Annotated in this window: 10 protein-coding genes and 1 pseudogene; 9 read left to right on the forward strand and 2 right to left on the reverse strand. The window is 40.1% G+C overall.

The genetic code is table 11. The features are described 5' to 3' along the window. Positions 1-282: 282 nt before the first annotated feature. Positions 283-1,374, reverse strand: a complete 1,092-nt coding sequence (locus tag G5T77_RS14495) for a hypothetical protein (RefSeq protein WP_048881925.1) — start codon at positions 1,372-1,374, stop codon at positions 283-285. 256 nt (positions 1,375-1,630) lie between these two features. Beyond that, positions 1,631-2,605, reverse strand: a complete 975-nt coding sequence (lipA, locus tag G5T77_RS14500) for a lipoyl synthase (protein WP_075166809.1) — start codon at positions 2,603-2,605, stop codon at positions 1,631-1,633. Positions 2,606-2,947: 342 nt separating this feature from the next. On the opposite strand from lipA, the gene G5T77_RS14505 reads away from it, so the two are divergent. From G5T77_RS14505 to G5T77_RS14545, 9 genes and pseudogenes are all read left to right on the forward strand, one after another. Beyond that, positions 2,948-3,910: a thiamine pyrophosphate-dependent dehydrogenase E1 component subunit alpha gene (locus tag G5T77_RS14505; protein ID WP_075166713.1), complete on the forward strand. Its 963-nt coding sequence runs from the start codon at positions 2,948-2,950 to the stop codon at positions 3,908-3,910. Positions 3,911-3,925: 15 nt separating this feature from the next. Then, the gene (locus tag G5T77_RS14510) at positions 3,926-4,945 is read left to right on the forward strand and encodes an alpha-ketoacid dehydrogenase subunit beta (RefSeq protein WP_048881927.1); all 1,020 of its coding nucleotides are present in this window, start codon (positions 3,926-3,928) and stop codon (positions 4,943-4,945) included. A gap of 1 nt (position 4,946) precedes the next feature. Then, a complete protein-coding gene (locus G5T77_RS14515) occupies positions 4,947-6,482 on the forward strand; it encodes a 2-oxo acid dehydrogenase subunit E2 (RefSeq protein WP_166139588.1) in 1,536 nt (511 codons plus the stop codon). Between the two features lie 11 nt (positions 6,483-6,493). Next, complete coding sequence (gene lpdA / locus G5T77_RS14520; RefSeq protein WP_166139586.1) at positions 6,494-7,894, forward strand: dihydrolipoyl dehydrogenase; 1,401 nt, start codon at positions 6,494-6,496, stop codon at positions 7,892-7,894. 11 nt (positions 7,895-7,905) lie between these two features. Beyond that, complete coding sequence (locus G5T77_RS14525) at positions 7,906-8,691, forward strand: acetoin reductase (RefSeq protein ID WP_108619593.1); 786 nt, start codon at positions 7,906-7,908, stop codon at positions 8,689-8,691. Positions 8,692-8,712: 21 nt separating this feature from the next. After that, entirely contained in the window at positions 8,713-9,771 is a 1,059-nt protein-coding gene (locus G5T77_RS14530; RefSeq protein WP_005105897.1) for a 2,3-butanediol dehydrogenase, read from the forward strand. 338 nt (positions 9,772-10,109) lie between these two features. Beyond that, positions 10,110-11,444, forward strand: a pseudogene (locus tag G5T77_RS14535) (ISNCY family transposase). 241 nt (positions 11,445-11,685) lie between these two features. Continuing rightward, entirely contained in the window at positions 11,686-12,990 is a 1,305-nt protein-coding gene (locus G5T77_RS14540) for a HipA domain-containing protein (protein WP_166139584.1), read from the forward strand. Continuing rightward, positions 12,983-13,261 (forward strand): helix-turn-helix transcriptional regulator, encoded by a 279-nt coding sequence (locus G5T77_RS14545; RefSeq protein WP_166139582.1) that lies wholly within the window; start codon positions 12,983-12,985, stop codon positions 13,259-13,261. The genes G5T77_RS14540 and G5T77_RS14545 overlap by 8 nt, the downstream gene beginning before the upstream one ends. Positions 13,262-13,348: the final 87 nt, after the last annotated feature.

Here is a 13,348-nt window from a genome sequence, read left to right on the forward strand (position 1 = left end):
GACTTTCGCAAGAGATCTATTAATATTAAATAGTTATCTTAATAAAATCCGCAATTTTACTTGTGCAAGTTTATGAACCTACTATGCAAATTTAAATCAACATGCTTAAAATCACATTTTAATATCGTTATTGTCGATGGTGGTCAGGCTGGGCTTTCAGTGAGCCATTATTTCAAACTGGCCAATTCAAACACAATAAAGATCTTTAGATGAACAATTTCTATCTGCTACACAATAAAACCTTATTCAATAAAACTTTAGAGTTGAAGCAACAAATCAAATTTAAATCAGATTTGAAAAATAATTACGGTAGTTGCTGTCCTGTGGTAATAATTCTAATAAACGCTGTACCGCATCAATACGATCATGTGTTTGCCCAATAATCCGTAATAATTGATCGGTATCCTTTATTTGATAAATCAACTGGCTTAAACGGGCATCAAAACAATGTCTCCAAGTACTGAGTAAAGGGCTTTCTGATTTAGATAAAAAGCTACCTTTATATAGCGAGAATGTACTCGAAATAAGATTTGCATTTAATGATTGTTCAGCACGTAAAAAATCACATTGGACTTCACAGGTAAGCCTATAAATCCGAGCCTCAATTGAATGAGGTAATAGGCTACGAAGTTGTGAAAGCTCAGCCTTTAGGGTTTTTAGGCTGACATTACGCTCACCATAAAGGGCATAGTGTAACTCTTCTAAACCAATCCCGTACGGATACAAAGCTAAAATGCAAAGTATTTCAATTTGACGGTGAGTCAAGTTCAAAGTATGCCCATTAAATTGAACCCAGGGCGAACCTAGCGCTTTAATGTATAAAAAATTTTTCTGTTCAAATTTTATTGCTCGCTGTATTAAGTCTGCACAGCGTTCCACAGCAAGAATGCCTAGAGGGGTATGTTTTTTATATTTTGTGGAAAGATTGATAATGCCATGAAATTGACCTGAAGTCGGATCCCAGATAGGTGCTGCATAACAAACCCAATCACGAACGCTGTCCATTTGGTTTTCATGAGAATATACACAACTTGATGTTTGGCTATTTAATGTCATACCAATCGCATTGGTCCCAACCGCCTGCGTTGACCAATGGCCACCTTCAATAAAATGTACCTGTTCAGCAGAAGAAAGCATCGCGGAACTACTCCAGGTCCATAACAGAGTACCATGGTGATCTGTAAGACCAATTGCCATATCGGAATCATCAGCAATTCTTAATAAATCGGCATAATTATGCTGAATAGAGCGGCGGAATAGGGAAGTCTGATCTTCTTGAGGCAAAGCCAAAACGGGTGCAGCCTGAACAATATGCTGATTAATTAAATGTGTTGTTTGCAGCTTTTTTGCTGGTGCTGTATTGAACAGGTTCATATCATATTCCTTTATGATTAGACTGTAATATCTTTAAACTTCAGAAATCAATTTCCAGATCTATACTCATTCAATCTTTTCTTACGTGTACCAAATCATTTTTTCTTGGATTCGTTAAATAACCTTTTTTGGGTTTTACCAGCCTTTTAGCTACTTTAAAAGTGTTGTTATGGACTGGAAATGACTATTTTTATCTGAAGTGTTAATAAAAGTAACCATTATGTTGATAAATAGGATCCTTTAAATGATGAAAATGTCATTCACGCACGTAGGGCACAGGTACAGCCTCACCATAATACTGGCGGTCAGCAAAATAACTCGATCGCACTAATGGTGCACTCCAAATATTCTTAAACTCTAAGTGCTCTCCATGAGTTTGATAATGTTTAAACTCTTGCAATGTAACAAAACGATGAATTGGCGCATGTGATTTGGATGGCTGTAGGTATTGGCCGATTGTGACATAATCAATTTGATAATCTTTCAAATCATTTAATAACGCAATAACCTCAGCTTCAATCTCTCCTAAACCCACCATCAAACCACATTTCGTTGGGATATCAGGGCAGTAGTGTTTAAATTTCTTAAGTAAATTCAATGAATGCTGATAGTCAGCGCCTGGTCGCATGGCTTTATACAGGCGTGGCACGGTTTCAATATTGTGATTAAAAACATCAGGTGGATTTTTGCTCAGAATTTTAAGTGCAATATCTGCGCGACCACGAAAATCAGGAACCAAAACTTCAATCAAAGTGTCTGGACTAGTTTGACGAATTTCTCGAATGCAATCTGCAAAATGCTGTGCACCGCCATCTTTTAAATCATCTCGGTCAACGGAAGTAATCACAACATACTTTAAGTTTAGATTCTTCACTGTTTCAGCCAAATGCAGTGGCTCGTTAATATCTAAGGCATTAGGACGGCCATGCGAGACATCACAGAATGGACAGCGTCGAGTACAGATATCTCCCATAATCATGAATGTTGCTGTTCCACTACCGAAACATTGCGGCAAGTTAGGACAAGCTGCTTCTTCGCAAACGGTATGTAGTTTTTGTTGTCTTAATAAATCCTTAATGATTTGGACTTCCTCAGGTCGACTAATTTTAGTCCGGATCCATTCTGGCTTTTTCGGTATCGTTTCCGTTGGAACAACTTTAATTGGAATACGCGCCATTTTTTTAGCGCCACGTAGCTTCTTTCCAGTTAATACTGGGTTATTTAAATCCATTTCAAACACTCCGTCGTTTAAAATAATTAATATTGAGCCTGATATTAAATAAGCTGCTTTAAATGCATTAATAATATTAAAACAGGGCAAAAAACTTATCATATAAAACAAAGGTTGGTTAAAGGTTTGTTTTTGTATATAGCTGAATAATATTAAAAAATTTACAAATTTCTTAATTTTATAAACCATTGTTTTTAATGTTTATCTTATGTTTTTATGCATTATATTTTTTTAGTCTAATATGAAATTAAATAAAAATATTCTTATATAAATATACGATTTAAAAATCCAGTTATTCAATTTGGGATTTTCTTTTAAGCGTAGTTAATAAGGAATAAATATATGCAATTAACGGAAGAGCAATTGCTAGCAGCATACAAAAGAATGCGCGACATTCGTGAATTTGAGGATCGACTTCACGATGAAAACAATACAGGTGATATCCCAGGTTTCATCCATCTTTATAGCGGTGAGGAAGCTGTTGCCGTAGGGATCTGTGAAAATTTAACAGATAAGGACTTCATTACCTCAACACATCGTGGTCACGGACATTGTATTGCAAAGGGCTGTGACATTCACGCCATGATGCTAGAAATTTTTGGCAAAGATGATGGTTTGTGTCGTGGTAAAGGCGGCTCAATGCACATTGCGGACTTAGATAAAGGCATGCTCGGTGCAAACGGTATTGTGGGTGGTGGTCCACCTTTGGCTATTGGGGCAGCTTTAAGTGCTAAAACACTCAAAAATGGGGGGATTGGTCTATCTTTTACCGGTGATGGCGGTTCAAATCAGGGCTTAACTTTTGAAGCCATTAATATGGCTGTTGTGTTAAAGCTTCCTGTCATTTTTGTTTTTGAAAATAACGGTTTTGGTGAAGGTACTGCACATGATTATGCCGTAGGCAGTAAAGATATTGCAGGCCGAGCAGCAGGTTTTGGCTTACCCGCTGAAAAAGTAGATGGAACAGACTTTTTTGCTGTGTATGAAGTTGCACAAAAAGCCATTGAACGTGCCCGCCGTGGTGAAGGTCCGAGTGTGATTGAAACGGTAACCAACCGATTTTATGGACATTTTGAAGGTGATCCAGGGCTTATCCGTTCTAAAGAAGAACTGGATTATGTCAAAGAACATAAAGATCCATTGAAAATATTCCGCGAAAAAGTCAAAGACAAAATTGACGAAGCCAAGCTCGATGCGATTGACGCTCAGTCTAAAGCCAATGTAGACGATGCCGTTGCAAAGGCACGTGCAGCTAAGTACCCAGAAGTTTCTCAGTTACTTACCGATGTATACGTCTCTTACTAAAGGAATAGTAGAAAAATGCCAAATAAAAGTTATCGAAACGCGATTAAAGAAGCAATTGAATTAGAAATGCGCCGAGACCCAAGTGTCATTGTGGTCGGTGAAGATGTTCGTGGTGGACATGGTGGTAAAAATACCGATGATAATAAGCTGGAAGGTTTTGGCGGTGTACTTGGTGTAACCAAAGGCTTATGGACTGAATTTGGTTCTGAACGAGTCATTGATACTCCAATTACAGAATCAGCGATTATTGGTATGGCGGCAGGTGCTGCTGCAACGGGTTTAAGACCTGTGGCAGATTTAATGTTTATGGATTTTTACGGCGTGTGTTATGACATGCTGTATAACCAAGCAGCTAAATTTCGCTACATGTTTGGCGGCAAAGCCAAAGCGCCACTCGTTGTACGTGGCATGATTGGTGCAGGTTTTTCCGCAGCAGCGCAGCATTCTCAGTCGCCATATAACGTGTTTGCCTCAGTGCCTGGTTTAAAAGTGGTGGTGCCTTCAAGTGCCTATGATGTAAAAGGGTTGTTGATTCAAGCCATTCGAGATGACGACCCAGTAGTCTTTTGTGAACACAAGTTGTTGTACGACATTAAGGGCGAAGTGCCAGATGAGTCCTACACTATTCCTTTTGGTGTCGCAAATTACACCCGTGAAGGCACAGATATCACCATTATTGCCTTAAGTTTGATGGTGCATCGTGCCAATGAAGTCGCTGATAAGCTCGCAAAAGAAGGCATTTCGGTTGAAGTGGTTGACCCTAGAACCATTTCACCATTAGACGAAGATGGCATTTTAGAGTCAGTAGCTTCAACAGGTCGTGTGGTGATTGTAGATGAATCAGCAGCACGTTGTGGTTTCGGACATGATGTGGCTGCGCTTATTGCCCAGAAAGGCTTTCATTATCTTAAAGCACCAATCGAATTAGTCACTCCACCACACTCACCCGTACCATTTTCACCAGTACTAGAAAAAGAATGGCTACCTAGTGTAGAACGCATCGAACAGGCTGTACGCAAGACGTTGGAGGCTTAGGATGAGCGAAATTAAAACTTTAGAAATCCCAAAATGGGGTTTGTCCATGGAAGAGGGTACGATTGCCCAATGGCTGATTCAGGAAGGTACCCAATTTAGTAAAGGACAGGAAATTTGTGAAATTGAAACCACAAAAATCGTCAATGTATTGGAGGCACCTTTTGATGGCCTGCTACGAAAAATTATTGCTAACGATGGTGACACACTGGTCGTAGGTGGAATCATTGCAATTTGTGCAGACGCCCAAGTTTCCGATGCAGAAGTTGAAGCATTTGCACAGTCTTTAGGTGGAACACCTGCTGTAACTGGAAATAAAGCGGTAGCAGCGGTTCCTGAAAAAGTCGATGTGGCTCAAGTTGAAACCAAAGTACAAGCTGCTCCTAAACAGAACAGTGTTGGTAATGGATCAAAAGCGGTGACTCAGGGCGGATATTCTATTCCTGATGAGTTACAAGGCTACCAACAAAGTGATGATATTTTTGCAACGCCACATGCCTTGAAATTGGCTGAAAAGCATAATGTAAACTTGGCTCAGATTACGGGTTCTGGACGTGAAGGCCGTATCAGTGTTCAAGATATTCAGGCCGCAGTTCAAGCTGCTGGTGGTTCTTGGCCAGATGTACGTCATCAAGCTAGTACGAAAGCCGCGAAATCTAAAGCAGATGATAGTGATGTTCTAGCAACACCTGTTGCTCGCCGTTTGGCAAAACAATGGGGCATTAATTTGCATGATTGTCGTGCATCGGGTTCACGTGGACGAGTCTGTAAGGAAGATGTTGAAGCTGTATATCAACGGGAAAATCCTGTACAAGCTCAACATACTGAGTATGCGCATCCAACAGAGTCAGCAAAATTCACCACCGTAGCTATGAATGGTATGCGTAAAGCAATCGCTGCACGGCTACAAGCGGCAAAACGCAATGCACCACATTTTCGCTTAACGATAGACTTAAATGTTGAGTCGGTTCAGGCTTTGCGTCAGCAAATTAACAGTACTGTACCGCAAGTCAAACTGTCCATTAACGATATGCTGATTAAAGCTGCTGCTGCTGCACTGATTAAAGTTCCACAAGTTAATGTTCAGTTTGATGAAGAGAATCAGCAGATTTTACAGTTTGAACAGGCTGATATTTCGGTTGCTGTAGCCATCGAAAATGGACTGATCACGCCAATTATTAAAGCAGCGAACCGTAAATCTTTGGCGCAAATTTCCAATGATATGCGTGATCTGGCGACACGTGCCAAAACTGGAAAATTGGCACCTGATGAGTTTCAAGGGGGCAGTTTCAGTATTTCCAATTTGGGCATGCTTGGTATTCAACAGTTTGATGCCATTATTAACCCGCCTCAAGGTGCAATTCTAGCCTTAGGTGCAGCAGAGAAACGTGCTGTAGTTGAAAATGATGAGATTGTTGTTCGTGAAATGGTGACCGCAACATTGTCTTGTGATCATCGTGTCATTGATGGTGCGTTGGGTGCTCAATTCTTATCGGCATTTAAGCAGTTTGTCGAAAATCCTGCATTAATTTTGGTGTAGGAGGAATAGTCATGTCAGATACACAATTTGATCTTGTGGTTATTGGTGCTGGTCCTGGAGGATATGTCGCTGCGATTCGCGCAGCGCAACTGGGATTAAAAACGGCAATCGTTGAAAAACAACACTTAGGCGGAGTATGTCTTAATTGGGGATGCATTCCAACCAAGGCATTATTGAGCGGGGCTGTGCTTGCGCAGCAGTTCAAACATGCAGGGCAGTTTGGCTTTACGCTTAACGCGATTGATTTTGATATTCAAAAACTGGTCCATCATAGCAGACAGGTTTCTGAGCAACTGGTGCAAGGTATCGGTCAACTATTGAAAAAAAATCAAATCACTGTTTTTAACGCAGCAGCCCAGTTTATTGCCAAAGAGCAATTAGAGCTTACAGATGCGAATGGTCAAAAACAGCAGATTTCTGCACCGCATATTATTGTCGCAACAGGCGCACGTGCGGCCAATTTGCCTCATATTCCTGTAGATGGCCATCAGGTCTGGAGTTATAAAGAGGCTTTAGTTCCAGAACAATTACCAAAATCTTTACTGGTCATTGGTTCGGGTGCTATAGGCAGTGAGTTTGCAAGCCTATACCAAGACTTAGGCTGCCAAGTCACCTTGGTTGATATTGCAAAGCAGATTCTTCCTAGCGAAGACATTGAAGTTGCGAAGTATGTACAAAAGCAATTTGAACAGCAGGGTATGCAGGTTTTAACCGAAGCGACTGTAAAAAAAATAGAAACTGATCAGGCTCAAGTACATTGTCATATTGAAACTGCCACAGGTGTACAAATCATTACTGTTGAAAAGGTGCTTTCAGCTATTGGCGTGAAACCAAATGCTGAAAATCTTGGCCTAGAAGCTTTAGGTGTCGAATTAGAGAATGGTTTTATTAAAGTCGACTCATGGTGCAAAACTAATATTGTGGGCGTATATGCAATTGGCGATGTTGCAGGCGCACCGTGTTTGGCACACAAGGCCAGTCACGAGGCTATTCTTTGTGTGGAGAAAATTGCAGGTTTAGATCATGTACATGCTTTAGATCGTACACAAATTCCGGGCTGTATTTTTACCCATCCGCAAGTGGCCAGTATTGGTTTGACAGAACAGAAAGCGAAAGCTGCGGGCTTGAATATCAATGTGGGTAAGTTTCCTTTGCAAGCCAATGGTAAGGCATTGGCTTTGGGTGATAGCGCAGGATTCATTAAAACTATTTTTAGTCAGGAAACGGGTGAATTGTTAGGTGCTCACATGGTTGGACATGAAGTTACCGAACATATTCAGGGTTTTGCCATCGCAAAATACCTAGAAGCGACGGATGAAAGCTTAGCACAGGTCATTTTCCCTCATCCTACTTTGTCTGAGGCGATGCATGAGTCGGTCTTGTCGGCGATGCAACGTGCAATCCATATTTAAGGAGTCGCAACATGCCTAGAGGTTTAAACAACAAAGTTGCTTTAATTACGGGTGCGGCACAAGGCATTGGACGTGGTATTGCCTTACGTTTAGCACAAGAAGGTGTACATATTGCCTTGGTCGATCTTCATCAAGAAAAGTTAAATACTGTTCAACAAGAGGTTGAAGCCTTTGGCGTAAAAGCCACCACATTTATTGCGGATATTTCAGATCCAATACAAATCAGTGACGCTATTAATCATGCAGAATCGACACTTAATGGCTTTGATATCATGATTAATAATGCAGGTATTGCACAAGTCAAAGCTTTGGCAGAAGTAACGCCGAGTGAATTTAACCAAATTATGAACATCAATGTCGGTGGTGTACTTTGGGGGATTCAAGCCGCAGCAAATAAATTTAAACAACGCCAACAGGCTGGAAAAATTATTAATGCATGCTCAATAGCAGGTCATGAAGGCTTTGCTTTACTCGGTGTTTATTCGGCAACGAAATTTGCAGTTCGTGCATTGACGCAAGCTGCGGCTAAAGAATATGCTAGTGTTGAAATTACTGTAAATAGTTATTGTCCGGGTGTTGTTGGTACAGACATGTGGGTCGAAATAGATCAGCGGTTCTCTGAAATTACAGGTGCACCAATTGGTCAAACGTATAAAAAATATGTAGATGGTATTGCTTTAGGACGTGCTGAAACACCAGATGACGTGGCTGCATTAGTTGCATTTTTAGCCAGCGAGGATGCAAACTATATTACAGGTCAGTCTATTTTGACAGATGGTGGAATGGTTTACCGTTAATATCAACATAAGGAATACACAATGAAAGCAGCTCGTTTTTATGACCGAGGGGATATTCGAATTGAAGATATCCCTGAACCGAAAGTACTTCCAGGCACAGTTGGAATTCAAGTTGCATGGTGCGGTATTTGCGGTACAGATTTACATGAATTCATGGAAGGCCCTATTTTTATTCCACCTTGTGGTCATCCACATCCAATTTCGGGAGAATCTGCACCTGTAACAATGGGACATGAATTTTCAGGCGTAGTTTATGCAGTTGGTGAAGGTGTAGACGATATCCAAATTGGACAACATGTCGTAGTTGAACCCTATATTATTGCGGATGATGTCCCGACTGGCCCCAATGATAAGTATCATTTATCAAAAAATATGAACTTTATTGGTTTAGGCGGACGCGGTGGTGGTCTTTCTGAAAAAATTGCAGTTCAGCGGCGTTGGGTACATCCTATTTCAAATGATATTCCTTTAGACCAAGCAGCATTGATAGAACCTTTATCTGTCGGTCATCATGCCTATGTCAGAAGTGGCGCAAAAGCTGGCGATATCGCACTGGTTGGTGGAGCAGGCCCAATAGGCTTACTTTTATCTGCTATTTTAAAGGCTAAAGGTCTTACGGTTATCATCACTGAACTGAGTGCAAAACGTAAAGAAAAAGCGATAGAGGCTGGTGTTGCCGATTATGTATTGGATCCATCTCAGGTTGATGTGGTAAATGAAGTAATGAAAATTACTCAAGACCGCGGTGTAGATGTTGCTTTTGAATGTAGTAGTGTCAATAAAGTCATGGATACACTCGTTGCAGCAATGAAACCAACTGGTGTAGTCGTTATCGTTTCTATTTGGAGCCATCCTGCCACAATTAATGTGCATAGTGTGGTGATGAAAGAGCTAGATATTCGTGGCACGATAGCTTACGTCAATGACCATCAGGAAACTATTCGTTTGGTTGAGCAAGGTAAGATTAATCTAGAACCTTTTATTACCCAACGGATTGCATTAGATGATCTTGTTTCTAAAGGCTTTGAAACATTGATTCATAATAATGAGTCTGCTGTAAAAATTATTGTTCATCCGTAGTAACGCCTAATTTCAAAGACAAATTTGAATAAGCTAGAGATAAACTCTATGTAGCTATTTTTAATATTTATAGCGATAGGAAATGAGTCTGTATTTACAAACTCATTCTCATAATAGTGATTGGAAAACTCTATTTTTTAAGAAGAAATTGACAACACATAATGTATAATTTAATTTATATCAATATTAATGAATTTAATACCGAAATTCGTCTATTTAACATAATCAATATTATACGAAATCAAATTGTTAGAACCCATTTAAAGTGTCTATATTCTCACCAATAAAAATGTCTAGTTTATGATGGTCAGACCATCATGGACTGGATATGAATATAGATGCTGATCACTATGTCTGACAAAGAAATTCAACGTCTTGCTGTTCTCCAAGATGTTCGAGATCAACGTATTACTCAAGTCCGTGCTGCAGAACTTTTAAATCTTTCAACACGTCAAATCACTCGGTTATTACAGAAGTTTAATCAAGGTGGTCTGGCCGCTTTATCCCATGCAAGCCGAGGTCAGCCTGGACATCATCGTCATGATGACTTGTTAAAATCAAAGTGCCTTTCCATTATTTCTGAACATCTGCTGGGATTCGGTCCTACTTTGGCTCATGAGAAACTCAGCAGCATGTTTGCTCTAGATATTCCTGTAGAAACGCTGCGTCGATGGATGACAGCCAATGAACTCTGGATTCCTCGATCCAAGCGTCTGAAACGCCCATATCAGCCTCGATATAACCGGGATTGCTTTGGTGAATTGATCCAGATTGATGGTTCATATCATGATTGGTTCGAAGGTCGAGCTTCGAAATGTTGCTTGCTGGTTTATATTGATGATGCCACAGGTAAGTTGTTACACCTGCGCTTTTGTGAGGCTGAAACCAGCTTTGATTACATGCTTGCTACCAGAGCCTACATTGAGCAATACGGCAAGCCTTTAGCCTTTTACAGTGACAAACATTCTGTATTTAGAGTCAACTAGAAATCTAGTCAGGATGTACAACTGACGCAATTTGGCCGGGTTCTGAACGAATTAAATATCGATATTATCTTTGTCAACTCCCCACAAGCCAAAGGCCGTGTAGAACGAGCAAATAGAACACTGCAAGATCGGCTGATTAAAGAAATGCGGTTGGAAGGTATTGGCTTAATTGCTGAAGCCAACGCATGGTTGCCCTGCTTCATTGAGCATTTTAATCAGAAGTTTGCCAAATGTGCGAGAAACCCAAAGAATTTACATCGCCCTTTGACTGAATCTACGACTGATTTAGATGATATTTTTACTTGGCAAGAACCACGTAAAGTGACCAAGAACCTTACCATCACGTACGACAAATGTATTTATCTACTTGAGCCTACACCACAGAATCGTAAGTTAGTTGGGCAATATATTTTATTTCTAGAATATCCAGATGGAACGATCGCCTTCATGCATGAAGGACGAAAGCTCAACTACAGTATCTTCAATAAATTGGCGAAATTACAACAGAATGCTGTCGTTGAGAATAAACGTTTAGGTGCTGTATTAGCCCATATCCAGCAACAGCATGAAGAACTGGAAAAACAGAATAAACGCTCAAGAACAAATAAAAATACACCGAGCCGTAAAGATCAAAAAGCTGTCATTGAACAAAGAAAGTTAAATCCTGTCCTTGACTCTCTGAGTTAAAAATAGGACATTTTAAATGGTTTATCGCATAGACATTTTAATTGGTGAATAACAAAACATGTAACTCCAAAATAGAAATGTCCGCTTTTTAAGAAATTGTGTGATTTTATTTGCATAGAAATCCAAGTTACTTACGATTCATCTAAGCTTAGAGGGCAATCTCATCTTAAATCTTTATTTTTTTACTAAAATAATAATATAATGCTTAGAACAACACCTATTATTCTATTTTAATATAAATATGGATTATTACTGTACACTACAGATCTTTCAAGATAATGAATGGTCAGATTGCGCGATCGTCGAGCTTACAGACAGCCATGAAGCTGGCTGGAGAGCATCGACCCGTACTTCCTATCTTTTCGAGTATGCAATCTCGCATATGGACGTGAGAGATGGACATGCGCTTTCGTATCAGTTTCCAGTCAATGTCCAAAATAACTTACAAAAGCAATGGCCAGCATTTTTGATGGATCTTTTGCCTCAAGGATACGGCCGTAAAGAACTGCTGAATCAATTAGATTTTTCCGAAAATATGCAGGAACAGGCAGACTGGTTTTTGCTAAAAGCAGGAGCAGGTAATCCCATTGGCAACCTCCGAGTGAAAGAAGCTTTTGAATGGCTGCAGGCGCATTTCCCGGTGCAAGAGAATGTGGGTTTTAGCCTAAGCGAAATCATTGAAAGAAAAGAAAAATTTATAGAATCGCTGGCCTCCTATGGATTATTTGTTGCAGGTTCTTCTGGCGTTCAGGGTGAATGGCCAAAACTATTACTAACCCAAGGCCATGATGGGTTATTTTATCTGGATCATACCCTTTCAGATGAAATGGCAGCCAAACACTGGCTGGTTAAATTCAGCCGTGGCAATGATCAAAGTCTGGAAAGCATCCTGCAGCATGAAGCACTTTATATGAAGATTGCCCAGTATCTGGATTTAAGGGTTTATGCTGAGCTGGAATTGCATGGCAAAACCCTGTTTATTCCAAGATTTGACCGGAAAATTGTAGATAACAAAGTAGACAGAATTGCACAGGAAAGCCTTGCTTCGTTGAGCAATAAAGCAGGCTTTGGGGTAAGAATGACCCATAATCAGGTATGTGCTTTACTGATGGAATGCTGTACAGATCCTAAACCGGAAATTTTCGAATATTTGAAACGGGATTTAGCCAATGTGGCTTTAGGCAATAAAGATAATCATACCCGCAATACAGCGATTCAACGTTTTAATGATGGAACCATCCGACTCTCTCCCCTGTTTGATTTCGCTCCAATGTGGTTACATCCGGATGGTATTGCACGAACTACCCGCTGGGAAAAAGATGATCATGGCGGCATGCCAATATGGCGCTCGGTGATTGAGCAGATTACAGAACAAACGGGCATTGAACATCAAGAAATCCAGTCAGAATTTGTCAAGCAATTGCCTCTTTATCAAGGATTAATGGCTGAAATGCACAGACTGCAGATCTCTGAGGAAATTTTGCAGAATAGTCAGTACCGGATTGAAAATATATGCCAGCAGATTCAGGAGCTAGCCCATGGATAAGCGCTATAAACCGATGACCGCGATTGAGCAGATGAAAAAACGTCATGAAGTATTAGAGATGATTAATCACAATCCTGACTGGCCATTTTATAAAGTTGCGCGTTATATCCGTACTGAGCTGCATCTGACCTTAAATGAAATGGCTAAAATCACAAAAATAGCACCTCAGACTTTGCAGAAAATGGAACAACCCGATAGTAATCCGACTCTGGAATCAATGATGAAACTCTTGAATACCTTTGGTCTAAAGATTATGATTCAATCCAAGTAAAAAAATATAATCGTGGATTCAAATCCCAAGTGCAACACATTTGTAGTTAGTTGAAAAAGTTAGGTATATTCATAGAATCATTAGACT

The sequence above is a fragment of the Acinetobacter sp. GFQ9D191M genome (assembly GCF_011174875.1).
Taxonomy (GTDB): Bacteria; Pseudomonadota; Gammaproteobacteria; order Pseudomonadales; family Moraxellaceae; genus Acinetobacter.